This is a genomic window from Pelomonas sp. Root1237 (assembly GCF_001425055.1).
GTDB lineage: Bacteria > Pseudomonadota > Gammaproteobacteria > Burkholderiales > Burkholderiaceae_C > Pelomonas.
In genome coordinates, this window is record NZ_LMDK01000016.1 from 40,299 (window position 1) to 64,107 (window position 23,809).

General features: G+C 67.6%; 21 protein-coding genes. 13 read left to right on the top strand and 8 right to left on the bottom strand.

Annotation, left to right across the window (positions count from 1 at the left end; all coding sequences use genetic code 11):
* Positions 1 to 5: 5 nt before the first annotated feature.
* From ASC91_RS30285 to ASC91_RS13020, 5 genes are read left to right on the top strand one after another with little or no spacing between them, the layout of a single operon-like run.
* On the top strand, positions 6 to 1,322 hold the full coding sequence (locus tag ASC91_RS30285) for a polysaccharide lyase family 1 protein (protein ID WP_056197344.1): 1,317 nt from the start codon (positions 6 to 8) through the stop codon (positions 1,320 to 1,322).
* Positions 1,319 to 2,917, top strand: coding sequence for a family 43 glycosylhydrolase (locus ASC91_RS13005; RefSeq protein ID WP_056197345.1), 1,599 nt, complete (start codon positions 1,319 to 1,321; stop codon positions 2,915 to 2,917). The genes ASC91_RS30285 and ASC91_RS13005 overlap by 4 nt, the downstream gene beginning before the upstream one ends.
* A 9-nt stretch (positions 2,918 to 2,926) precedes the next feature.
* A complete protein-coding gene (locus tag ASC91_RS13010) occupies positions 2,927 to 3,886 on the top strand; it encodes a TRAP transporter substrate-binding protein (RefSeq protein WP_056197347.1) in 960 nt (319 codons plus the stop codon).
* Positions 3,883 to 4,377, top strand: coding sequence for a TRAP transporter small permease (locus tag ASC91_RS13015; protein WP_056197349.1), 495 nt, complete (start codon positions 3,883 to 3,885; stop codon positions 4,375 to 4,377). The genes ASC91_RS13010 and ASC91_RS13015 overlap by 4 nt, the downstream gene beginning before the upstream one ends.
* A gap of 25 nt (positions 4,378 to 4,402) precedes the next feature.
* The gene (locus ASC91_RS13020) at positions 4,403 to 5,683 is read left to right on the top strand and encodes a TRAP transporter large permease (protein ID WP_056197352.1); all 1,281 of its coding nucleotides are present in this window, start codon (positions 4,403 to 4,405) and stop codon (positions 5,681 to 5,683) included.
* Here the strand turns inward: ASC91_RS13020 and ASC91_RS13025 are convergent.
* Entirely contained in the window at positions 5,680 to 6,447 is a 768-nt protein-coding gene (locus tag ASC91_RS13025) for an ABC transporter substrate-binding protein (RefSeq protein WP_056197355.1), read from the bottom strand. The two genes, ASC91_RS13020 and ASC91_RS13025, sit on opposite strands and share 4 nt — an antisense overlap.
* Positions 6,448 to 6,494: 47 nt before the next feature.
* Here ASC91_RS13025 and ASC91_RS13030 point away from each other — a divergent pair, with 47 nt between their 5' ends.
* The 7 genes from ASC91_RS13030 to ASC91_RS13060 all read left to right on the top strand — a co-directional run bounded on the left by ASC91_RS13030 (position 6,495) and on the right by ASC91_RS13060 (position 11,475).
* The gene (locus ASC91_RS13030) at positions 6,495 to 7,583 is read left to right on the top strand and encodes a dienelactone hydrolase family protein (protein WP_056197358.1); all 1,089 of its coding nucleotides are present in this window, start codon (positions 6,495 to 6,497) and stop codon (positions 7,581 to 7,583) included.
* Between the two features lie 111 nt (positions 7,584 to 7,694).
* Positions 7,695 to 8,147, top strand: a complete 453-nt coding sequence (locus ASC91_RS30290; protein WP_056197359.1) for a hypothetical protein — start codon at positions 7,695 to 7,697, stop codon at positions 8,145 to 8,147.
* On the top strand, positions 8,144 to 8,689 hold the full coding sequence (locus tag ASC91_RS30295) for an NADPH-dependent FMN reductase (RefSeq protein ID WP_056197360.1): 546 nt from the start codon (positions 8,144 to 8,146) through the stop codon (positions 8,687 to 8,689). Before ASC91_RS30290 ends, ASC91_RS30295 begins: the two co-directional genes overlap by 4 nt.
* A 79-nt stretch (positions 8,690 to 8,768) precedes the next feature.
* Positions 8,769 to 9,083, top strand: a complete 315-nt coding sequence (locus ASC91_RS13045) for a hypothetical protein (protein WP_056197362.1) — start codon at positions 8,769 to 8,771, stop codon at positions 9,081 to 9,083.
* A gap of 155 nt (positions 9,084 to 9,238) precedes the next feature.
* Positions 9,239 to 10,252 carry a PEP-CTERM sorting domain-containing protein gene (locus ASC91_RS13050; RefSeq protein ID WP_056197364.1) on the top strand — a complete coding sequence of 338 codons (1,014 nt, stop codon included), beginning with the start codon at positions 9,239 to 9,241 and terminating at the stop codon, positions 10,250 to 10,252.
* Positions 10,253 to 10,264: 12 nt separating this feature from the next.
* Entirely contained in the window at positions 10,265 to 10,723 is a 459-nt protein-coding gene (locus ASC91_RS13055) for a GFA family protein (RefSeq protein WP_082532661.1), read from the top strand.
* A 161-nt stretch (positions 10,724 to 10,884) separates the two neighbouring features.
* Entirely contained in the window at positions 10,885 to 11,475 is a 591-nt protein-coding gene (locus tag ASC91_RS13060) for a hypothetical protein (protein WP_056197367.1), read from the top strand.
* 18 nt (positions 11,476 to 11,493) lie between these two features.
* Here the strand turns inward: ASC91_RS13060 and ASC91_RS29400 are convergent, their stop codons facing one another.
* A complete protein-coding gene (locus ASC91_RS29400) occupies positions 11,494 to 11,652 on the bottom strand; it encodes a hypothetical protein (protein ID WP_157281575.1) in 159 nt (52 codons plus the stop codon).
* A gap of 36 nt (positions 11,653 to 11,688) precedes the next feature.
* Here ASC91_RS29400 and ASC91_RS13065 point away from each other — a divergent pair, with 36 nt between their 5' ends.
* Positions 11,689 to 12,015 carry a cupin domain-containing protein gene (locus ASC91_RS13065; protein WP_056197368.1) on the top strand — a complete coding sequence of 109 codons (327 nt, stop codon included), beginning with the start codon at positions 11,689 to 11,691 and terminating at the stop codon, positions 12,013 to 12,015.
* A 1-nt stretch (position 12,016) separates the two neighbouring features.
* Here the strand turns inward: ASC91_RS13065 and ASC91_RS13070 are convergent, their stop codons facing one another.
* The 6 genes from ASC91_RS13070 to ASC91_RS13095 all read right to left on the bottom strand — a co-directional run bounded on the left by ASC91_RS13070 (position 12,017) and on the right by ASC91_RS13095 (position 23,495).
* Positions 12,017 to 12,775 (bottom strand): rhamnogalacturonan acetylesterase, encoded by a 759-nt coding sequence (locus ASC91_RS13070; protein ID WP_056197371.1) that lies wholly within the window; start codon positions 12,773 to 12,775, stop codon positions 12,017 to 12,019.
* Positions 12,772 to 14,112 (bottom strand): polysaccharide lyase family 1 protein, encoded by a 1,341-nt coding sequence (locus ASC91_RS13075; RefSeq protein ID WP_056197374.1) that lies wholly within the window; start codon positions 14,110 to 14,112, stop codon positions 12,772 to 12,774. The genes ASC91_RS13070 and ASC91_RS13075 overlap by 4 nt, the downstream gene beginning before the upstream one ends.
* 2 nt (positions 14,113 to 14,114) lie before the next feature.
* Positions 14,115 to 17,000: a TonB-dependent receptor domain-containing protein gene (locus ASC91_RS13080; RefSeq protein WP_235531979.1), complete on the bottom strand. Its 2,886-nt coding sequence runs from the start codon at positions 16,998 to 17,000 to the stop codon at positions 14,115 to 14,117.
* 38 nt (positions 17,001 to 17,038) lie between these two features.
* Positions 17,039 to 19,846, bottom strand: a complete 2,808-nt coding sequence (locus tag ASC91_RS13085) for a pectinesterase family protein (protein WP_056197377.1) — start codon at positions 19,844 to 19,846, stop codon at positions 17,039 to 17,041.
* Positions 19,843 to 20,409 (bottom strand): PEP-CTERM sorting domain-containing protein, encoded by a 567-nt coding sequence (locus ASC91_RS13090; protein ID WP_056197379.1) that lies wholly within the window; start codon positions 20,407 to 20,409, stop codon positions 19,843 to 19,845. The genes ASC91_RS13085 and ASC91_RS13090 overlap by 4 nt, the downstream gene beginning before the upstream one ends.
* A 137-nt stretch (positions 20,410 to 20,546) precedes the next feature.
* Positions 20,547 to 23,495, bottom strand: coding sequence for a TonB-dependent receptor (locus ASC91_RS13095; protein ID WP_056197380.1), 2,949 nt, complete (start codon positions 23,493 to 23,495; stop codon positions 20,547 to 20,549).
* Positions 23,496 to 23,809 lie beyond the last annotated feature (314 nt).

The window sequence follows — 23,809 nt, forward strand, 5'->3', positions numbered from 1 at the left end:
GCGATATGCGAATTCTTTGGACGCTGGCCCTGGCGGCCGGGCTCGGCCATGCGCAGACCAACACGGCACCTCTGCATCCGGCCACCTATGTGCACGCCGGCTGGGCGCAGACCACCGGCGGCCAGGGCGGCAAGATCATCCGCGTGACGACGCTGGCGGCGGAAGGCCCGGGCAGCCTGAAGGCGGCCCTGGATACGCCGGGGCCGCGCATCGTCGTCTTCGAGGTGGGCGGCGTCATCGACCTGGCGGGCAAGAGCTGGAAGCTGCACGAGGGTCGGATCACCATCGCCGGCCAGACGGCGCCCGACCCCGGCATCACGCTGGTCAAGGGCGAACTGGAGGTGTTTGCCAAGGACGTCATCCTGCAGCACATCAGCATCCGCCCCGGCGCCTTCGGGCGGCCGAAACGCAGCGGCAACGACCATGACGGCTTCTCCACCGGCGACGGCGCCGAGCGCGTCATCGTCGACCATTGCAGCTTCTCCTGGGCAACGGACGAAAACCTCTCCGTCGGCGGCCATCGCTTCGAGGGCGCCACCCCCGACGACTGGCGCGCCCACACCTCGCATGCCATCACCTACAGCCACAACCTCATCTACGAGGGGCTGAACGAGGCGGTGCACATCAAGGGCGAGCACAGCAAGGGCTCGCTGATCCACGACAACGCCACGCAGATCCTGCTGCTGGGCAACGTCTATGCGTCCAACCGCGAGCGCAACGCGCTGTTCAAGGGCGGCGTCTGGGGTGCCATGGTCAACAACCTGATCTACAACCCCGGCTGGCGGGCGGTGCACTACAACCTGATCGCCCACGAATGGGTGGGCCGGCCTTACCAGGTCGGCAAGATCACGCTGGCCGGCAACGTCTACCGCGCCGGCCCTGGCACGGCGCTCAACCTGCCCTTCTTCACACTGGGCGGCGTCGGCGACGTGCAGCTCTACGAACAGGACAACCTCGCCGTCGACCGCCAGGGCCAACCCCTGCCGATGACGGGCCGCTACACAACCAGCGCCGAGATCATTCCCGTGCGCCAGCCCTATCTGCCTGCCGGCCTGAACTGGCTGCCACCGCGCGAGCTGGAGAAGCTGCTGCCGCTGTACGTCGGCTCGCGGCCCTGGGCGCGCGATCCGCTGGACTTCAAGCAGCTGTCCGACATCGCCGAGGACCGCGGCCAGCTCATCGACGACGAGACCCAGAACAACCCCGAGGGCCTGCCCAAGCGCAAGCCGACGCAGCGCACCTTTGTCGAGGCCGACTGGAATCTCGCCGACATGGCGCCGAAGGCGGGCTGGCAATCGCTGTTCACGCAGGTCTCGAAGTGAGCCTGGACCGCCGCGGCTTGCTGGCACTGCTGGCGGTCCCACCGGCCTGGGGCGCCGCCGACTGCTCCGACGCGCCCGGCCAGCCCTACCTGCCGCCTTGCCAGCCCTGGCCCAAGGGCATTGAGGGCCAGCGCAAGGCCGACCTGGGTGATGGTCGTTTCCTGAACCCTGTGCTGGCCGGCGACAGGCCCGACCCGACGGTGCTGAAGGACGGCAGCGACTACTACCTGACCCACTCCAGCTTCGAGGCCGTGCCGGGCCTCTTGATCTGGCATTCACGCGACCTGGTCAACTGGCGGCCGGTGGCCAACGCGCTGCACGAGGCGGTGGGCAGCGTCTGGGCGCCGGACCTGTGCAAGCACGGCGATCGCTACTACCTCTATCTGCCCGTCAAGGCCTCGCCCAACGACATCCTCGTCAGCTGGGCCGATCGCATCGAGGGGCCGTGGTCCCAGCCTGTGCCGCTCGGGCTGAGCAAGCACATCGACCCGACGCATGTCGTCGGCGAAGACGGCCGACGCTGGCTCTTTCTCAGTGGTGGCGACCGCGTGCGCCTCAGTGAGGACGGGCTCAAGCTTGCCGGCTCCATCGAGCATGTCTACGACCCCTGGCGCTATCCCGAAGACTGGGACGTCGAAAGCTTCTCGCCCGAGGGGCCCAAGATGCTGCGCCATGGCGGCTGGTGGCACATGCTGCTGGCGGTGGGCGGCACCGCCGGGCCACCGACCGGGCACATGGTCATCGCCGCGCGCAGCCGCACGCTTGACGGCCCCTGGGAGCAGGCGCCGCACAACCCGCTGATGCGCACCCGCTCACCGCGCGAGCGCTGGTGGTCGCGCGGTCATGGCAGCCTGGTCCAAGGCCCCGCGGGCGATTGGTGGATGCTGTATCACGGCTACGAGAACAGCTTCCACACGCTGGGCCGACAGATGCTGCTGGCACCGGCGCGCTTCAGTGCCGATGGCTGGTTCCATGTCGATGCCGACGACGGCGCGCCGCTGCCCAAACCCAAGGGCGGCGACGCCGTACCGCATGGCCTGGCGCTGTCGGACGATTTCTCCGGCACGACGCTGAAAACCCATTGGCAATTCCTCAGCGGCAGCAACCAGGCGCAGCGCGCCCGCGTTGCGGACGGCAAGCTGCGCCTCACCGCCACCGGCAAAGGCCCGGCCGACAGCCCACCGCTGGGCTTCATCCAGGGCGACCCGGCGTTCGAGCTGGAGTTCGATCTCGACTTCGACGAAGGCGTGCAAGCCGGCCTCGTCATGTTCTACAGCCCGCGCCTGTACGCCGGCATGGGCGCCAATGCGAAGAGCTTGCAGTTGCACCGCTACGGCCAGGACATCCGCGCCGTGCCCAAGCCCGCTGGCATCTCGCGGCGCATGCAGTTGAGGTTGCGCTGCGTGCGCCATGTGCTGACGCTGTACTCGCGTGCCGACGCCGGCCAGCCCTGGGCCAAGTTCCCGGTGCAGATGGACGTCAGCGGCTACCACCACAACACAGCGGGCGGCTTCGCCAGCCTGCGCCCGGCGATCTACGCGGCGGGTCAAGGCGAAGCACGCTTCTCGAACTTGCGCTATCGCGCTCTCGACTAAGGAGACCTCATGAAGATCCAAACCACGCTGATCGCTGCGGCGCTGCTCAGCCCCGCAGCCTGGGCCCTGGAGCTGAAGTCCGCCGACGTGCACAACAGCGACGACTACCCCACCGTCGTCGCCGTCAAGCACCTGGGCCAGTTGCTCGCCAAGAGCAGCGGCGGCGCGCTGACGGTCAAGGTCTTCAACAAGGGCGCGCTCGGCAGCGAGAAGGAGACCATCGACCAGGTCAAGCTCGGCGCATTGGCGATGACACGAGTCAACCTCGCGCCGCTGACGGCCATGTGCCCCAAGACGCTGGTGCCTTCCCTGCCCTTCCTGTTCCGCGACACGGCCCACATGCGCCATGCCTTCGACGGCCCGGCCGGCGAGGAGATCCTCAAGGCCTGCGAGCACTCGGGGCTGGTGGGCCTGGCGCTGTACGACTCCGGCGCCCGCTCGGTCTATGCCCGCAAGCCCATCAAGGCACTGGCCGACATGAAGGGCCTGAAGATCCGCGTGCAGCAGACCGACCTGTGGGTGGCCGCCATGACGGCGCTGAGCGCCAACCCCTCGCCCATGCCCATCGGCGAGGTCTACACGGGGCTCAAGACCGGCCTTATCGATGCGGCCGAGAACAACGTGCCGAGCTACGAGGGCTTCCGCCACTTCGAGGCGGCCAAGTTCTACAGCCGCACCGAGCATTCGATGACGCCCGAGGGGCTGTTCATCAGCAAGCGCATCTGGGACAAGCTGACACCCGACCAGCAGAAGCAGCTGCGCGAGGCCGCCAAGGCCTCGGTCGCCGTCGAGCGCGAACGCTGGGACGCGCAGGAAGCCAAGGCCCTGGCCGCCGTGAAGGCCGCCGGCGCGCAGATCGTCGAGCCGGACCGCGAAGCCTTCCGCCAGGCCGTCCAGCCAGTCATCGCCAAGTTCGTCAACACGCCGGAACTCCAAGCCCTCGTCAAAGCGATTCAAGACACCAAATGAACGCCTACACCAAGCTCTGCGCGGCGCTGTCGCGCTGGTCGCTGCGCACCGCCGTGCTGGGCCTCGTCGTCCTCGTCATCTGCGTGCAATGGCAGGTCGTGGGCCGCTACCTGCTGAACGACTCGCCCACCTGGACCGAGCCCTTCGCGCTGCTGCTGGTGCTCTACATCACGGCCTTGGCCGTGGCGGTGGGCGTGCGCGATGCCGGCCACCTGGGCATGGAGTCCATCGTGGTGCTGCTGCCCAAGGGCGCGCAGCGCGTGGCCGAGGCGCTCATCCACCTCTGCGTGATCGTCTTCGCCGTGCTGATGGCCGTCGCGGGCTGGGAGTGGCTGACGCTGAAATGGGCCGAGCCCAAGCCCATGCTCGGCATGTCCGAGGGGCTGGACTATCTGCCGCTGGTCATCTCCGGCGTGCTCATCGTGCTGTTCTGCATCGAGCACTTGATCGCGCTGTGGCGCGACCAGACCATAGAAGAAGCGGGAGTCTGAGGTGGAGGGTCTTGAACTCTGGATCATGTGCGGCAGCTTCGTGCTGCTGCTGCTCTTGGGCGTGCCGGTGGCCTTTGCCATCGGACTGTCGTCCGTGGCGACGGCGCTCGCGGCCGACCTGCCCATGGCCATCGTCTTCCAGAAGATGGTGGGCGGCATGCAGATCTTCTCCTTCCTCGCCATCCCGTTCTTCATCTTTGCCGGCGAGCTGATGCTGCACGGCGGCATCGCCGAGCGCATCGTCAACTTCGCCAACCGGCTGGTGGGCCATGTACGTGGCGGCCTGGGCATGAGCAATGTGCTGGGCTGCACGCTGTTCGGCGGCGTGGCCGGCTCACCGTTGGCCGATGTGTCGGCGATGGGCTCGGTGATGATCCCGCTGATGAAGCGCGAGGGCTATGACGCCGACTACGCGGTCAACGTGACCACGCACGCCGCCCTGGTCGGCGCGCTGATGCCCACCTCGCACAACCTCATCATCTATGTGCTGGCCACGGCCGGCATTGCGGCGGTCAGCGTCTTCAACCTCATCCTCGCCTGCCTGATCCCGGCGGTGCTGCTGACGCTGTCCAATCTGGCCGCGGCCTATGGCGTCGCGGTGAAGCGCGGATACCCGACGCACGGCGCCTTTCCCGGCTGGGGAGCCGTGTTCTCGGCCTTTGTCGCGGCACTGCCGGGCCTGCTGGTCATCGTCATCATCCTGGGCGGCATCCTCAGCGGCGTGTTCACGGCCACCGAGTCGGCCGCCACGGCCGTCTGCTGGGCGCTGATCGTCACTGGGCTGGCCTACAAATCCTTGAGCCGCCGCGGCTTCCTGGAGGCCTGCGCCAAGGCCTGCAAGACGACGGGCGTCGTGCTGCTCTTGATCGGCATCTCGGCCGCGTTCGGCTACTTCATGGCGTTGTACGAGGTGCCGCAGAAGACCGGTGAATGGCTGGAGCAACTCAGCGGCAATCGACCGTGGGCGATCTTCCTGTGGGTGAACGTGCTGCTCTTCGTGCTCGGCACCTTCCTGGACATGGCGGCCACCATCCTGATCTGCACACCCATCTTCCTGCCCATCTGCATGAAGGCCGGCATGGACCCGACGCAGTTCGGCGTCGTCATGCTGCTGAACTGCGCGCTGGGCCTGAACACGCCGCCGGTGGGCAGCACGCAGTTCGTCGGCTGCGCGATCGGTGGCGTCAGCGTCGGCCAGGTCATGCGCTCGATCGCGCCCTTTTACGGCGCGCTGCTGGCCACACTGCTGGCCGTCACCTACATCCCCGCGCTGTCGATGGCGCTACCGGCATGGGTGGGTGGCTAGTAGCCTGGATAACGCGCCAGCACCCGGTTCCATTCGGGCTGCTGGCGCGCCCGCTGCAGGCCCAGGTTGAGGCGCTGCATCAGGTCCGGCCGCCGCTCCAGCGTGCGCCGGCTGACGTAGACATGGACCGGGCTCACGGCCAACTCCAGCACCACCTCCACCGCCTCACCGGGCTCACGCGCGGCGCGGTAGAGCAGCGTGGCGGGGTCGTCGATGACGTAGTCCACGCGCCGCCCGCGCAGGGCCGACAGCGTCAGGTCATTGGCATGCAGCGGCACCAGCTGGCCCGCCAGCTCCGGGTCCTCCAGCTCGCGGCGCACGGCCAGCGGAAAGGACACGCCGCGGATCATGCCGATCTTGACCGCGCGGCCCTTCAGGTCGGCCAGCCGGCGCGGCCGATTCGCTGCACCCGCCAAGCCCATCAGCGCCACGCGTTCGTTGCGGTAGGCCAGCGTGAAGTCGCCAAACGCCAGCCGCTCCGGCGTGTGCGTGGCCGAGGACATCAGGTCCAGTTCGCCTTGGGCGATGTCCGGGACCTGCCGCGCCCAGGGCCGGCGCGACCATTGCAGATGCTCGCCGCAAGCCTGGGCCATCAACTCCAGCAGTTCCACGTCCAGGCCCTGCGGGTTGCCGGAAGCGCCCTTGCTCTGGAAGGGCGGGTAGTCGCTCCAGCCGATCCGCAGCGGCGCCCTGTCGTCGGCCCACGCCATCGCATCTGGGAGGGTCAGGAGCAGCAGACAGGCATCGCGGCGGCGCAGGCGCATCGCCCGACTCTCTCACAGCGCCGCCAGCTTGGCAGCCCCTGGCGACCATGAACCTTGCACGTCGCCAACTGTTTGCTGCGCTGGCCACGTGGCCGGTGTTCGCCCGTGCCGAAGCCCTCGACGAGACGCTGGCGGGCCTGCAGCGCCGCTGGCACCCGCGCCTGGCCTGGCGCCCCGGCCCCGGCTGGCGCGCCGAAGCCCTGGCCAACGCCCGTCGGCTGATCCTGCAGCCGGGTGACGTCGGAAACGACTTCGCGACTGAAGTGCTCGGCGAGCAAGACCGCGGCAGCCACACGGCCCAGGCGCTGACGCTGCGCGGCGCACTCGGCGACCGCGTACCGGCGCTCTATCTGCGCCCCAAGGGCGCCGGCCCACATCCCGCCGTCGCCGTCATGCACGACCACGGTGCGCGTTTCGACATCGGCAAGGAAAAGCTGATCCGGCCGCTCCAGCCCAGCCCGTCGGCTGAGGCCTGGGCGCAGCGCTATTACGGCGGCAGCTTCGTCGGCGACACATTGGTTGAAGCCGGCTTTGCCGTGCTGGCCATTGACGCATTGGGCTGGGGCGACCGCAGCCGCCCCGGCCTGGCGCGCGACGACCAGCAGGCTCTGGCCAGCCACCTGATGCAGCTCGGCCACAGCTGGGCCGGCCTCATCGCCAGCGACGACCTGCGCTCGCACCGCTGGCTGCGCGAGCGGCCCGAAGTGGATGGCAAACGCGTCGCGGTGCTGGGCTTCTCGATGGGCGCATTCCGCGCCTGGCAGCTGGCGGCCGTCTGCGAGGAGGTGTCGGCCTGCGTCGCCGCGCACTGGATGTGTACGCGCGAAGGGCTGCTGCGGCCGGGAGAGCACACCCTGGTGGGGCAGTCCGCCTTCAGCATGGCCCATCCGGGGCTGGCGGCGGAGCTGGATCATCCGGATGTGGCAGCGCTGATTGCGCCGAGGCCGTTGATGCTGTTCGGATCGCCGGACGACAAGCTGTTTCCGTGGGATGCGGTGCAGCAGGCTTGGGGACGGTTGGGTCAGGCTTGGGGACGAGGGGCCGGCTTGCAGACGCGCGCCACGCCCGGTGGGCACCTGTTCGACGTCGAGCAGCAGCGGGCGGCGGCGACATGGCTGGCAAGTCAGCGCCATTGACGGACAGCACGGCCCGGGCGCGGCCCGACAAGGCGGAGTTTTCACCTCGGCAACATCCTGCCGACCCTGACTTTGTTGGCATAGTCCTTCCATCACAGCTGCGAGCATTGAATGCGTGCATCCCACAACCTCCAAATCCCGATCGCCGATCAACCCGGCGGCCTGTGGGTCCAGCGCGCTGTCGGTGCCGTGACCCTGCTCCTGGGCATCACGCTCGCGGTGCTCCTCGCCTTCAGCACGTTCACGCTGGCGGCGCGCGGCGGCGCGACGCTGACCCCGGCCTTGATCTTCTGCGCGGTCATCGGAACCCTGTCGGCCTTCTTTGTCTCGGTGGGCGGTCGCATGAGCTTCAATCGGCCCAATCGACACGGCTCGCTGTTGACGCCCGGGCTGTGGTTTGTCATCGCGGCCCTGTTCTTTGCCTGCGCCGTGTTCGTGATGGGCACGCTCGTGGCCACCCGGCAGTTCGCCAAGCTCGAAGTGGCCGGCTACGCCCTTGCATTGGCCGTGCTCGCTGTCATGGCCGGTCGGCGCGCCATGAAGAAGCGCGACAGCGCGTCGTGAGAGTTCTGGCGGTTTGCGGCAGCCTGCGCACCGCCTCCATCAACGCCGCGCTGCTGCGCACGGCCCAGTGCCTGGCGCCGCCAGATGTGGAGGTCAGTGTGTGCACATTGGTGGGTGAGCTTCCGCTCTTCAACCCGGACCTGGAGGCGAACCTGCCGCCCAGCGTCGCCCAGTTGCATGCCCAGGTCGCCGCATCGGATGCGCTGCTGATCGCCAGCCCGGAGTACGCCCACTGCGTCACCGGCGCCATCAAGAACCTGCTGGACTGGCTGGTCAGCTTCGAGCCTTTTGTGGGCAAGCCGGTCGCCGTGCTCAATGCGTCGCCACGGGCGCATCACGCCGACGCGGCGCTGAAGGAAACACTGAGGACGATGTCGGCAGTCATCGTCGAGGCGGCGTCAGTCAGCATTCCCTTGCTCGGATCGGGCATCGCCGAGGCGGCCATGGCCGAGACACCCTGGGTCGCCGAGGCCATCCACGCTTCGCTGGTGGCGCTGCAAGGCGCGCCGCACCCATCAGTGGCGCCGGCGGCCGATCTTTGAAAGCGGATCCACACAAGCGCGATGGCGAATCAGGCGCTGCGGCGCCACACTCCAGCTCAAACCTGTCCTCGGACCTGCCATGAACGAACTGCTCGCCGCCTACCGCTACACGACCAACAACTACGCCCAGATCGAGGCCAGCAAGGTCTGCGGTTGCTGCAACTGTGTCGGCATCTTCAAGCCCGATGACATCGTCGGCTGGACCGGCCTGACGGTGCAGAACATCGACGATCCCAAGGCCATCAGCGAACAGACAGCCATGTGCCCGCATTGCGGCTCCGAAGCCGTGCTGGGTGATGGCTGTGGCTTTCCGATCAATGTGCAATTCCTGGCGCGGATGAACGAAGCATGGTTCCAGCGGACGATGATCCACAGGCCAGCGCAGAAGAAATAGGGGCCGGATCGCCAGTCCTTGAGCCCCCCGACCACGGGGCGCTGCGGCTGCCACCAGGGGACGCGCCGACCGCCCGGCTGCCGGGGCCGCCGCTACATTCGGCCTTCGGGTGGCGGGCGCCAGCCGATCCCTGTCGGCAACCCGAAGGTAACGCCATGACCCACCGCACCCCTCTCGGTCGAGCCCTGCTTGCCCTGATTGGCATCGCTTGCTCGGCCCCTTGCGCCGTTTCGGCGCAGAGCCTGTACTTCACCGAGACCAACGTGAGTGCCAACGCCTTCGGCTTCGCGCCGCCGGTGCAGCCGCCTGCCGCGGGCGCCACCGTCAACTCACCCATGCCGCTGCTGCCGTCCTTCATCACCCAGCAAGCCGACATCGCTGGGCCGCTGGTGCCGGGCAACGTCCAGGGCCGGGCGGTGGCGTACGCGTGGGCGCAGACCGGTGGCCTGCATGTCTCGACGCAGGCGCAGGCATCCGTCAACGCATTCGAGTTCAGCAACCCCAACCCGAACGGCTCGGGCACGTCGTCGGTGGCTTCACTGTTCCGCGACGTGGTCGTCTTCAACGTGCCCGGCGCCGCGCCGGGGACGCTGTTCAATGTGTCGGCCACCATCGACCTTGCGGTGCTGTACGCCGCGCAGGGGCTGCTGCTGAATGCTGCGCCGCCGAGCTTCGTCACGGCAAATGCGTCGTGGCAGGCCGGTTTGCGGCTGTTCAGTGGCGCAGGCACCCATATTCAGTACGCGCGGCAAGGCGCCTGCAGCTGGTCCATGGCCACCAGCCAATCGAACTGCGTCGGCGACCCGACCGGCGCGGCACAGCTGTCCTTCACGATTCCCAGCGGCACCAACCTCGTGTTTGAGATGACGGCCAACGCCGCTTCGTTCGCAGGTGCCTTCGTGCAGGGGCTCGGCGCCGCAACGTCGGACTCGGTGGTCGACATGGGCCACACCCTGGCCTGGGGCGGCATGCAGCAGGTATGGGACGCCGGCGGCACGCCCGTGGCGAACTTCTCAATGATCGGACTGGGCAGCGGCTTCGACTTCCGCAACGCCTATGTGTCGCCCGTGCCGGAACCAACGACCGCAATGCTGCTGCTGGGCGGGCTGACGGGCCTGGCCTGGCGACGCCTGGCCTCGCTGAAGCGGCCCGCTTCAAGCGCGGGGTGAAAGTGCCGGTGAATGGACCTGACCATTGACCGCGAAGCCAGTAGTGATGGCACTCGGCTGAGCGGCGGCTGCCTGTGTGGCGCCGTGCGCTACGGCTCGCCTGGCCCCGCCCTTTTCGCCGTCGTCTGCCACTGCCGCGACTGCCAGCGTGCCTCCGGCAGCGGTGGCGTCCCGATCCTCGGAGTGCCCAAGCCCTCATTCACCTGCCAGGGCCCGGTGAAGCAGTCGCGCATCGCCGGCGGCAGCGGGCTGCCAGCCGTGCGCAATTTCTGTGGCGACTGTGGCAGCCTGCTGTTCGGCACGCCCGAATCGGCGCCCGAGATGGTGACGATCTACGCGGGTAGCTTGGACGACCCGGGCGCATTCGCACCGACGGACGCGTTGTTCGTTGGGCAGCGGCCGCCCTGGGCCAGGTTGACCGGACCGCTCTGCGAGCATGAGGCCCTGCCTGCACCCGTCACCGGACGCTAGCGGACTCCAAGACGGGCACTGGATCGGGTCGATGTCATGGCCCGCCGCCGGGCAACAGCGCTTGCTCCCTGACCTGCCGTGCATCTTCACGTCCTGCCTTCAAAGCCCACCGGCGATTCCTGCCGCATAGTTGCGCCGCAAGCATTTCATGGAGGCCCCTATTGATCACTGCTGCCATCACCAGCCTGCTGCTGGCTGCCACCACCGCCTCGGCGAATTCGTCGACCATCGAACTGCAGGCCATTGCTGGATGCATATCTGCGGGCCCGATCAAGGGCGTGGAGACCAAGCGGTCTATCCCGGCCACGGCGCGATCCATCACCGTCCCCGGAGGAGCGGAACTGCAGGTGTCGGTGCTGGACGGCTACCGCGTGCTGATGGCCACGGCGCAGGGCCAGCTTTTCGTCAACCTGAAGCTCGAACGCTCAGCGCCCGGCAAGGCCGAAGCAGACCGTGACGCAATCCGCCGGCAGATGCAGGGCTTTGTAAGCCAGGCACCGGCCGGCAGCCCACCCCTCAAGCGCGAACAAGGCGGCGGCGTGGAAACCCTGGGGCTGGACCAACCCTCGCTGGACGGCGGGGGTCCCTTGGGCTTCTATACGCTGTTCCTGCCGCATGCCGACATGGTGGTGACGGCCTATCTGCTGAACCAGCCGGCCGCGCAGCGCGACTTCGCCACCTATGCCGACTACGAGCGGCTGAGGGACCAGGCGCTGGCGCAGGTCAAGGCCTGTCTGCCCAAGGCGGACTGACCGGTCGACGCCGCTCGCTCAAGGCGCCAGCGTCCTGGCGCTGGCCAGCTCCGGCTTGAGCTTGATCAGCCCTTCCATCACCTGCTCCGAAAACAGCGCCGCACCCTTGGGGCCCAGGTGGGCGCGATCGAAGCGCGGCGGTGCTTCGGCGAGCGCGTCAGCGGCCGGCTGCCCCATGGCGGCGGCGGCGGCACGAGGCGCATACTCGCTGCCATGGCCATCCCGCACGTCACCCCCGGTCAAGCCATCGACATCCGCCCCAGCGCTGACGACCCCGATGGTGCGCGGACGGTGGCGCTGTTCAAGTCACGCGACCTGGAGGTCATGCGCCTCGTGCTGACCGCCGGCAAGGCGCTGCCGCCGCACAAGGTGGCGCACGAGATCACCATCCAGTGCATCTCTGGCGCATTGGCCGTGACGACCGACGCCGGCCGCCATCAGTTGCAGGCAGGCCAGTTGCTCTACCTGGACCGAGAGGCCGTGCACGACGTGCTGGCGCTCGAGGACGCCATGGCTCTCGTGACCGTCGTGCTGCCCTGACTCACCTCTCGAGCGTGCGCGCCGTGGCCAGCTCCGGCCTGAGTTTCAACAGCCCCTCCATGACCTGCTCCGAGAACAGCGCCGCGCCCTTGGGGCCCAGGTGGGTGCGATCGAAGCGCGGCGGTGCCTCGGCCAGCGTGTCGGCGGCCGGCTGGCCCATGGCGGCGACTGCAGCGTGGCTGATGGCGTTCAGATCGAGCACCGGCACGCCCTGTTCCGCCGCGACCTTGATGACGGCCTCTGCCCAGGGGCGCAAGTCGTTGCCAAGCTCTCCGTCCCTGAAGGTGCGCCGCGTCAGCGGCGTGACGAGCAGCACCTCGGCGCCGGCCGCCTTCACGTCCTTCACATAGCCCGCCATATTGGGTCCGAACTCGGTGGCAAGGTCGGTCGAGCGGCCGGGCTTGCCGGGCTGGTCGTTGTGGCCGAACTGGATCAGCACCAGGGTCTTTTGCTTGCTGGGGCCGCCCTCGTTCAGCAGGGCCAGCACCGTGGACCACAGGCCCTCGGCACGGAAGCTCATGCTGGAGCGGCCGCCGCGCGCGAGGTTGACGCAGGCGACCTGCTGGAAACGCGCGCACAGCGCATTGCCGTAGCCGCTGCGCGGTGCCATCGTCGAGTCGCCGACGAGGATGAGGCGGGGGTCGGTGGCGACATTGGCGGTGGTCTCGCCGCGCGGCGCGGAAGCCGGCGATGAAGCCGGCGTCTGAGCGACGGCGCTGCCGGTCAGCAGCAGGGCAAGGAACAAGGCGGACAGCTTCATGGTTTTGCGAGGGCTGGCCAACCAGCCTTGGGGCTCATGTCGTCGAGGTTCCAGTCCTCGGGCTTGAAGGCGTGGCGCGTTGGCGCGTGGCGCGGGTAGCCGAGGGCGTTCTCGACTTCGGAGTCGATCAGCTTGCCTTTGCCTTGCGCCATGTCCGCCAGCAGCCGCGCATCCAGCGGGTCGCGCGCCCATGGGCGTGCACCCACGAGGGCGGGCAGCTCATGCGCCAGTGCGTTGGCAGCGCGAAGCGGCGGCAGGCCAGGCGGTAGATAGGCTTGGCTGGCCACGATCAGCTTGGCCGTCGTCGTCGCATTGCGGCCGAGCAGCGGCGCCGGCGTGCCCTGCGCGTCGTGGGCGAGGTTGTCGGCCATGTAGAGCTCGAGGTCGCCCTGGCCGAGCAGCATGAAGAAGGCCGTGCCCGCCACCGTGCTCGGGCCGTGGCGCATGGCGTTGCCCACCAGCGTGAGGCGGCCGCTCTGATAAGGCTGGCCCTCCCACTCGTTGGCGAGCAGGTTGTAGTGCACCGCCCGATCACCGGGGTTGAAGATGTAGTTGTTGACCATCGCCCCCTGCGCCCCGCCCTTGAAGAGGGCATTGCGCTGGCGGTTGGACACGTAGACGTTGCCGTAGATCAGCACGCCGCTGGTGTTGTCGTGGATCAAGCTGCCCTTGCTGTGCTCGCCCTTCTCGTGCACCGAATTGCCCAGCCCCTCGTAGATGAGGTTGTGCGTGTAGGTGATGCGGTGGGACGTGGCCTTGCGCCAGTCCTCCAGCGTCTTGCCCTCGAAGCGCGGGCCGCTCGCGGACAGGTTCTCGTCGGTGGCCCAGGAGAAGCTGCAATGGTCGACGATGACGTCGTGTGCGCCGCCCAATGCCGAGATGCCGTCCTGGTCGCCGCCGCCTCTCTTGGGCCGACCGAACTCGCCGGGCCGAAAGCTCAGGTGCTGGATGACGACGTCGTGGGTCGAGATCGTCGTCTCGGCCTTGATGACGGTGACGCCAGGGTCGGGCGCCGTCTGGCCGGCCAGCGTCAGGAAGGGCTGCGTGATCTTGAGCGGCTGGCCGCCCATGTCGATGACGCCGCCGACCTCGAAGACGACGATGCGCGGGCCGCTGGCCTCGATCGCCTCCTTCAGGCTGCCGGGGCCTGCAGGCGCGAGCGTCGTGACTTTGATGACGCGGCCACCGCGGCCGCCCTGGGTCTCGGTCCAGCCGCGGGTGACGATGCCCGCCGAGGCCGGGGCCTGCGCAACGGCCGAAGGCAGCCAAGCCATGAGACCCAGGCCGCCAGCACCGGCCAGCAGGCCGCGACGGCCCGGAGAATGAAGATGCCTCATGCTCAGAAGCTGTAGTCGGCGGTGACCTTGTACGCCCGGCCCAGCACGTCGGCCATGCTGGTGATGTAGCCAACGTAGAGGCTGTTGGCCGTGATCGGCGGCGTCGCGTTGGTGATGTTGTTGACCGCCAGGCTGAGCTTGAGCCCCTTGAAGCCCGAGTAGGCCAGGCTGGCGCCGTACTGGCTGTAGGGGCTGACGCGGTTCACCGTCGAGCCGGCGCGCGGCGTGATGTCGGTCAGCGCGGTGTTGTAGCGCACCGAGACCAGGCCCGACCACGGGCCGTTGCGCAGGCCCACCGAGGCGGTGTGCTTCCAGCGAGGGTTGATCTGGGGCATGCCGGCCAGGCCCGAGTTGACGCCGGCGCCACCGTAGCGCGCGTCGTTGGTGATGATGCCGACATTGCTCAGCACCTCGCCGTTCTTCTCGGCGCTGAAGCGGTAGCTCTCGTAGTAGGTGCCGTCCAGCATGAAGCTGGCCTGGCCGATGGGCGTGGCGACGCGGTACATCATGGACAGGTCCAGCCCGCGGATGCTGGTGTCGCCGCGGTTGGCCTGGCTGGCGATGATGTAGTCGATGGTGCCGTCGGCCTTGCGGATGATGTTGGTCGCGTACTTGGCCGGCTGCTGCTGCACCTCGGCGATGGCCACGGCGCCCAGCATGTCGGTCAGCCTGATGCCCCAGTAGTCCGCCGTCATCAGCAGGCCCTTGGTCGGCTCCAGCGCCAGGCCCAGTGTCCAGCCCTTGGACTTCTCGGGCTTGAGGAAGCTGTTGTCCGGGGACTTGGTCCAGTAGCTCATGGTCTGGTTGCAGACCTGGTCGCGCGTGAAGCCGTTGACCGGGCTGCCGGTGTTGGTGATGGTGGGCGTCGCGCTCGGGCACAGCACCGGGTCGTCCATCATCTGCGTGCGAACCTCGGGCGTCGGGTTCTGGATGTCCATGATGGACGGTGCGCGGAAGCCCGTGTTGGCCGAGGCGCGCAGCACCAGCTCGTCCAGTGCCTGGTAGCGGGCCGACAGCTTGGGGTTGACCGTCGTCGTCTTCAGGTCGCTGTAGGTGTCGGAGCGCACCGCGGCGTTGAAGCTCAGCCGCCTGGTGACGGGAGCGTCTACTTCGATGACCGCCGACTTGATGTTGCGGCCGAGGTCGCGTGCCACACCCGTGGGCGTCTCGCCGACGAGGTCGTGCTTGCTGACGTTGCCGAAGGCATCGATCGCATAGCTGCCGTTGGCGTTCTTGGCCACGTAGTCCAGCGGTGCAGCCTCGACCTTGGCCGAATCGCGGCGCACTTCGCCGGTCACGGCCAGCATCAGCGGGCCACCGGCCAGGTCCATCAGCGAGCGCGTCAGCGTCACGTCCACGCTGCGGTTGTAGGCGCGGTTGACGCGGTAGCTGTAGTCGCTCGCCTCGATGCTGCGCAAGTATTCGAGGCCGGTTTCGTCCTGCAGGCCGAAGGGATTCAGGATGCCCTTGGTGAAGCCCTCCTGCGCCTTGGAGTAGAGGATGTAGCCGGCGCCGGCGCGGGTGTCGCGCAGCGACCGGCCGTAGTTCAGGCCCACGCGGTAGTCAAAGCCAGCCACCGTGCCCTCGGCGCTGAGCACCAGGCGATCGTTGGTCTGCTCGTCGTTGCGGTAGGCCGAGCCGAGCTCTGCCGGGCCCCAGACGAAGTAGATCGTCCGGTTGTTCATGTTCAGGTCGGTGACCGTGCCGGGCGTCTTGCTGGCGTCGATGAACATCGCCGGCGAGTTGGCACCGGTGTTGCTGCCCACCACCTTGACGGCCGACGTGATGCCCTTGCCAGGGTAGAAGCGGCTCGTGGCCGGCATGCTGTAGGTGGTGGCCGGGGCCGTGCCGGCGGGCACCTGCATGCCGCGGTACTTCTGCACATTGAACCTGGAGTGCAGGCCTTCCAGCGCCAGCGAGTGGTCGTTGTTGATCTTCCAGCTCAGCTTGCCGAAGACGTTGGTGATCTCGCTGCCATCGGTGACAGCGTCGTAGTAGTTGGGGTTGCGGTAGCAACCGGCGTTCGAGTAAGTGGCCGGCGTGGCGACGCTGCCGGCGCCGAGAGTCGGCAGCGAGTACGGCGCCGCGCAGCCGGTCGCAAAGGCTGGGTTGTAGTTGGAATTGGCGCCGGTTGCGAAGCCGAAGTTGGCGATCGGGCTGGGGTTCTTGTTGTCGGGCAGCAGGCCCAGGCCCATGGCCGACAGCACCGAGTAGTCATACAGCTCGGGCCGGTCGATCTTGAACAGCGCCGACTTGCGCTGATGGTCCAGCGACAAGTAGGCGTTCCAGCCATCGGCGTTGAGGTCGCCCGCGCCGACGATGGCGCCGATGGCCTTGGTCTCGCCGCCGCCGGAGTGCTCGGGCTGGTTCCACTCGGCCTTCACCCGCGCACCCTTGAAGCTGTTGAAGGTGTAGAAGTTCTGCACGCCGCCGATGGCGTCGGAGCCGTAGATGGACGAGGCACCGTCACGCAGCGTCTCGGCGCGGTCCAGGGCCATGCGCGGGATGACGTTGACGGAGACGTACTGGTCCTGCAGCGGCTCGTTGGCCATGCGGCGGCCGTTCAGCAGGGTCAGCGTGCGCATCGGCCCCAGGCCGCGCAGATTGAGCATCGGGCCTGCGGCACCGCTGTTGGTGCCCAGGGACAGCGACTGCGGCATCTCCAGCACCAGGTCCTTCAGCTCGGTGTGGCCGCGGGCTTCGAGCTCCTCGGACTTGATCACCGAGACCGGCAGTGCCGTCTCGCCGGCCAGGCGCTTGATGGAGGAGCCGGTGATCTGGATGCGCTCCAGCGTCGCGGGAGCATCGGTGGTCTGCGCGTGGGCCGTGGCCATCAGGCTCAACACGGCGCTGGCGCACAGGGTCAGGCGAGCGTGCGGGTTCTTCATGTTCATCGTGTCTCCGTGGTGCTTTTTGCTGGATGGGTCTAGGGGGCTGGCACCCAGCCGCCGGGCGCGCCGGTGGCGATGGTCGAGTTCTGGAAGATCTCGGCGCGGGTCGTCAGGCCCGTGGCCGAGCCGAGCGGCTTGGCCAGCACGACATTGGTCGGCACATTGGCGACCTTGACCGAGGCCACGCCGAGCCGCGCGCTGACGTCCAGCGGCGCACCGTTGAGGTCCATGCTGCCGAACTCGCGCCAGCCCACCGTGTCGGTGGTGCCGCCGTCGGCCGTGCCGGCCCAGGACGGTGGGTTGCTGCCGCAATTGCCCGTGCCCACGCCCGTCTTGCTGGTGCCTGTACCCACACACCAGCCGGCGGGCAGGATGTGCGAGCCCATCCTGGTGCTCACGAAGGCGATGTGATCGATATAGGTCGTCGCCGCCGTGCCGCCGCTGCGGGCGAGATAGGCCTGACTCACCGCGGGCTCGGCCGTCAGCCGGCTGTTCAGGAAGACAAAGCCCTTGTCGCCGGCGGTGGCGCGCGACTGCAGGATGAAGCCCGCCGAGCCGCTGGACGTGTCGGCCACGGAGCGGATCTCGCAGTCCTCGAACAGGCTGGCCATCACGCTGCCCCAGATGAAGTCGACGTTGCCGGCGACCAGGGACTGGTAGATCCAGTTGTAGCCCTTGAGCTGCAGCGTGTCCTGCTGGCTCAGGAAGTTCATCTGCTTGGCCACGAAGCGCGCGGCCGCAGCCGTCGTGCTGGTGTTGAAGTAGATGGCCTCGGCCTGGTTGTCCCAGCTCGTGCTGCGCACATGCGGGTTCTGCAGCGTGAAGTTCTGCAGCGTCAGCAGGTCTGACGTCTCGACGAGCAGCGACGCACGCCCGCCGCCGAGCACGCGGTGGCCCAGGGTCTTGCCTGAGGTGCTCAGCGCCGTGCCCGCTGTGGCGGAACTCGCGCCACTGCCCGAGTTCAGCGACTCGAAGTTGACGTCGCCCACCACCACACCATCACGGCTCTCGCCGACGATGCTGAGGTTGGACACCTTGCGCAGGATGTTGAGTTCGGGGTAGCTGCCGTTGGCCAGGTGGATGGTCTTGGGCGTGGCAACGGTGTTGCAGCCATTGGCGGCCGGGCTGTTGGTCGAGCAGTTCTTCATGACCCAGTTCAGCGCGCCCTGCAGCGTGCGGAAGTCGGCCGTCGTGCCGCCGTCGTCGACGTTCAGGTTCGTGAAGCTCGCCGGCGCAGCGCGCGTCGTGAACTTCCAGTTGTCGGCCTTGGCTATCCCGGCGAAGGCAGCGCCCTTGATGGTGCCGGACAGCACCGAAGCGTCCATCGTCACGTAGTAGGTCGTGGCGAAATCCAGCTTGTTGCTGTGCAGCTTGACCGAGGCCTTGGCGCCGCTGACGCTGACGGGCCGGTACCAGACATAGCGCGCGAACGTGGCGCCATCAGGCATGGCGCCCAGGCCCAGCGCGTCGATCTCCAGGTTGTTGCGGGCCAGCACCGTCTGCGTGTCGCTGGCCGAGGGCGCGCTGCTCAGGTCGATGCTATCCACCAGCACGTCGTCGCTCGTGCGGTAGACATTGACCTTGCCCGCCGTGCCGATGGCGGGCGGCGCATCGAAGGACAGGGACAGGCGGGTGTCGGTGTGGACGTTGGTCTCGTTCGCGGCAGGCGCCTTCGTGCCGCCCACCTCGCTGACGTTGCCGCTGCCGCTGATCTGCGTCGAGATCTTCCAGGCGCCCGCCAGGGCCAGGTTGTTGGCCTTGACCAGGACCGCGGGCCGCGGCTTGTAGGCATAGCCGGGCACGAAGGCAGCGCCGGCCTGGACGCTGCAGGCGCCTAAAGCGGCACCGTTGATGGTGGAGCCGCTGTCCTGGAACACGCCCGTGTGGTCGGAGCTGGCGTAGACGACGACGCTGTCACAGCCGGTCGCGCCGTCGATGGCGAACACATTGCCGTGCGACAGGATGTTGCTCGCCTTGCCCACGCCGACGCTGTAGCTGTGCGGATAGGGATTGGCCGTCTTGCTGCCGACAAAGTAGTTGTTGAAGACGTGGACCTGGCCGAAGCGCACGCGTGGCACGCGCTGCACCACGCCGTTGAAGACGTTGTTGGCGATGGTGACGCGCAGCTTGCCGGCGTCGCTGGTCAGGCTGTCGGAGCCGCCGATCAGCATGCTCTTGTCATGCGCCGTGACGAGGTTGTAGGAGACCGTGATCAGGTCGGCGCCCTTGGTGATGTCGATGGCGCCGTCGTGGCACTGCTTGGTCTTGCCGTTCTCGACGGGCAAGGTGTCGTCGGTGACGGGCGCGTCGGTGATGGTGTTGCGGTCGATCCAGACCTGCGTGGCCGTGACGATGCCAATGGCGTCGTAGGCGGAGTTCCAGTTGCCCAGCGCGCCGTCGGTGGGGTCCCAGATCGGGCCGACGTCACAGGGCGCCACCAGGTGCAGGTTGCGCACGATGACCTGACTGACGCTGGTGATGTCGATCCAGGCATTGACGAAGCCGGCGCCCGGGCCTTCGCCAATCAGCGTGGTGTTGCTGGTCAGGCGCACCCGCGCCCTCACCTTCTGGTCGGCGGTGCTGGCGAAGGGCGTGCCCTCGGTCATGTCGATGGTGCCGGCCACCTTGATGATCTTGGCCGCGTTGCCGCCATTGGCCAGCGCGTTCAGCAGCTCGGCGCGGTTGTGCACGGTGTAGATGTGCTCTGGTGTGGCGGCGCTGCCGCCGACGGTGCCGGCTCCCCAACCATCGCTGGGTGCGGTCTGTTGCGCGGCATCAACGGCATGGGCCGGCAGGCTCAGGGCCAGCAGCGCGGCAATGCCCAGGTGCTTGAGGGCTTTCATGCGACGACCCTCCTGCGCAGGGCCACGACACCGAGGCCTGCGGCCAGCAGCGCCAGGCTGCCAGGCTCCGGCACGGCGCTGACGGCGATCTGTGTCGTGAAGCTGCCGAACTCGCTCGCGAAGCTGACGTTGTTCAGCGTCAGGCTGACGGTGTGCTCATCCACCAATTGCAGGCTGACGGTGCCGCCGGCAACACCCGTCATGTCCAGCGGCGTGAAGCCGGTGATGGGCGCGCTCAAGCCCGCGAAGCTGAAGGTGAAGCTGTAGCTGCCGGTCAGGCCGGTGGCGCCGGTGTTGTTCCAGACCTGCACATGGCCGTCGCTGAAGAAGTCAATACCCACCGCCGCGTCGCCAGTCAGGAACTCGAGGTCGGTGGCAGCCAGCGCCGTGATGTTGCTGCCCGCCTCCTCGGTGAAGCCGTGGTCCAGGCCCAGCACCATCGTGCTGGCGCCACTGACCTGGCCGGTGATGAGGGTGCCGGCGGGCAGGCTGTTGGCGGCCTGGGCGACGGTGGCGATCAGCCATGCAGCGGCTGCGACCACCAGGGTCCTGTGGGTCTTCATGATTTGTCTCCGTGTGGTCGGGCTCGCCGCGGGGCGATCGACACGTCTTCGGGATCAGGAGACCTGCAGGGTCCCGCAAGCGAAAAAGGGCACAGACGTAGGTCTGCGCCCTTTGCTTTCTCTAGGCCATGTCCGCCTTAGAACTTGTAGCGGCCACCGACGATGAACTCGCGGCCGGTGTAGTTGTTGACGACGACGTTGTTCATCGCGCGGGAGATGAACTGGTCGTTGGGCTGGTTGGTCAGGTTGGTCGCTTCAAACGTCAGCTGCAGCTGCTTGTTGAACTGATAGCCCATCGACAGGTCGACGTTGAAGGTCTTGTTCTTGCCTGCCACGTCCTGGTTGTTGCCGGCCGGGATGGTGGTCAGGAAGGCCGAGCGGGCCGAGGTCGACACGCGGCCGCTGAAGGTGCCGTCGTCGTAGTAGACGGACAGGTTCCAGGAGCGCGGCGACAGGTTGACCAGGTCTTCCGAGACGGTGGCCGCCCCGACCGAGGCGGAGAGCACATAGTCCATCTTGGACTTGACCTGCGTGTAGTTGGCCAGCACGCCGAAGTTCTTGCCCCAGCCCGGCAGGAAAGTGAAGGGCTGCTGCACGTTGATCTCGAAGCCGGTGAGCTTGCCGCCCGGGCTGTTGACCGGCGCGCTGACCAGGAAGAGTTCGTCGCCGGTGAAGTTGCTCGGCAGCAGCGACATCGGCAGGCCGGTGTCCTTGTACGCCACGTTGCGACCCACCGTCAGCACATAGCTCTTGATGTCCTTCTGGAACACACCCAGGCCGATGAAACCGTTCTTGGAGTGGTACCACTCGCCGCTGAGGTCGAAGGTCGTGGCGCGGAAGGGCTCCAGCGCCGGATTGCCGCCGGTGTAGCTCAGCGTGCCTGTCGTGCTCAGCGTGCCGCCCGGGTTCAGGTTCTGCAGCGGCGGGCGCGACATGACCTTGGCGGCCGCGGCGCGCAGGATCAGGTCCTTGGTCAAGTTGACCGCGATGTTGGCTGAGGGCAGCCAGTCCGTGTAATCGCGGGTGGCGGTGACGGGGCTGCCGCCGCCCGTGGCCAGGTAGCCGCTGGCGACGATGGCCGTCTTGACGTAGCGCGTGCCGAGATTGCCGCGCACGGCCATGCCGCCCAGGCGGGTCTCGAAATCGGCCATGAACCAGGTGCCGGTGTCGGTCTCCGAGATGGCCCGGTTGCCGCCACGGGCGCTGCCGTTGGTGATAGAGGTCAGCGTGTAGTCGCCCGGGCCGCCGGCGGGGCCGGTCTTCAGGCAGTTGCAATAGATGTCATAGGCCTGGGCGATGGCGTCCAGGTTGGGGATGACCCAGGAGGTGATCGAGCCATTGGGCAGGTTCTGGCCCTTGCCAAAGCCCGTCAGCGTCGTCACGAGGCTGGCCGGGATCACGTTGGCCGGCAGCGTGTTCATCGTCTCGACGGTGCGGCGGATGTCGTAGCTGGTGAACTTGAACTGCTTGTAGCTGGCGCCGCCCTTGAGCGTCAGCACGTCGGGAATGACTTCCCAGGCCACGTCCGCGGTCAGCACGTCCTGGCGGTTGGTCACGCCGTTGGGGCGGATGCGGATTTCGCTGGGCGTGAAGTTGGCGATGCTGGTCGAGCCGACGGGCACGCCGTAGATCTTCAGGCCACCGTTGGCGTCGCTGGGGTTGAGGTTGCCGTAGCCGAGCAGCGGCGCGCGGTCGTCGCCACGGGCGTCGAACACATAGCCGTTCACATTGGGCGCATCCAACGTCGTCGTGGTCTGGATGGGGTTACGGAAGCGGGACGTGGCACGGCCGCCGCGCAGGGTCAGCTTGAGGGTGTCGGTGATGTCCTGCTCGACGGTCAGCGAGGGCTGCGTGAATTCGGTGCTGAGCTTGTCGAAGCGCGACTCGGCGCGCACGTCGACGCCGTTGAACTTGCCGTAGAGCATCTGGCCGCTGGGCGCGTACTGCGCCTCGACGACGCTGGTCTGCTGCTTGCCGCCGGCCGACAGCGCGCGGCTGAAGGAGATGGCCTCCAGGAAGTCTTCCTGGCGGGTTGCCTCCAACTTGCTGTACAGCATGTCGAAGGTGATCAACATGCTGTCGGCCGGGCGCAGCTGGATGGCGCCGGTCATGCCCAGACGCTCCTGGTCGTGCGTGAGGCGGCCGTAGCGCGGCAGGCGCGGGTGGAAACTGGTCGCCTTGCTGGCCTCGTTGTAGGCGGCGAGGTTCTCCGGCGTGTTGGGCAGGCGGGCCACGCCCTGGGCGGCGGGGCCGCAGGTGGTGGCGGTGGAGCCGGTCGGCAGGTTGGCCGTCACGCCCTGGGGCGGGCACCAGCCGCTGAAGGCGTTGCCGCTGGACGGGCCGTTGTCCCAGCGCACGGTGCTGAAACCCTCTTCATAGACCTTGCGCTTGGAATAGGCGCCCGACAGCAGCACGCCGATCTTCTTGTCGGCAAAGGTGTTGGAAATCAGGAAGGAGGCCTTGGGCGTGGCCTTGCCGGACAGATCGTTGTAGGTGCCCTTGACGGACACGGCGGCCGCGAACTTGTTCAGGTCGAAGGGGCGGGCCGTCTGCAGGTCGATGGTGGCGCCAAGTGACCCTTCATCCACGTCGGCCGAGCTGCTCTTGCGCACGGTCAGCGAGTTGAAGAGGTCGGCGGCGAAGACGTTGAAGTCGAAGGCGCGGGTGCGGTTGGCGCCGCCGGAGCTGTCGGTGCCGCCGGTGGTGGCCAGGGCCTCGATGCCGTTGATGCGGGTGCGGGCGAAGTCGCCGCCCAGGCCGCGCACGGTGATGTTGCGGCCTTCGCCGGCGTCACGGTCGATGACGACGCCCGGGATGCGCTGCAGCGATTCGGCCAGGTTGGTGTCCGGGAACTTGCCCATGTCCTCGGCCTTGATGACATCGACGATGCCCTTGTCCTGGCGCTTGGCGTTCAGCGCGCTCTCCAGCGAGGCGCGGATGCCGGTGACGGTGACCGTCTCCAGTTGCGCAGAGGCGGCCGGCGCGGTCTGGGCCCAGACGGGCGCGGCGATGAAAGTGACGGCCAGGGCCACCGGGCGCAAGGCCAGGCGCTGGGACGGACGGCGGAAAGGGCGAACGGCGGGCATGTGGTGTCTCCTGGTGCAGGCCGCCTGGGCGCTGTGTCGCGCCGGCGGCTCTCGGGTTATGCAAGGCTGGGAACCCGGGCGCACGCAGGGCACCCGTTGATTTCCTAAGCCGGCGACGCTGTAGTGCGAGCGCCGGTTCTTTCGTCGTGACGACAGATCGTTGTCGCGGCGAGGGAAAAACTTGTCGGTCAGCGCGGGCCCGTCATGGGTAAACAGGGGCTCATTGCTGGGGTCTTCGAAGTTCGTTGTGGACGATGATAGGGGGAAGATGCAAAAATCGGAACATCGGTTCACTAATTAGAAACCATGATTCC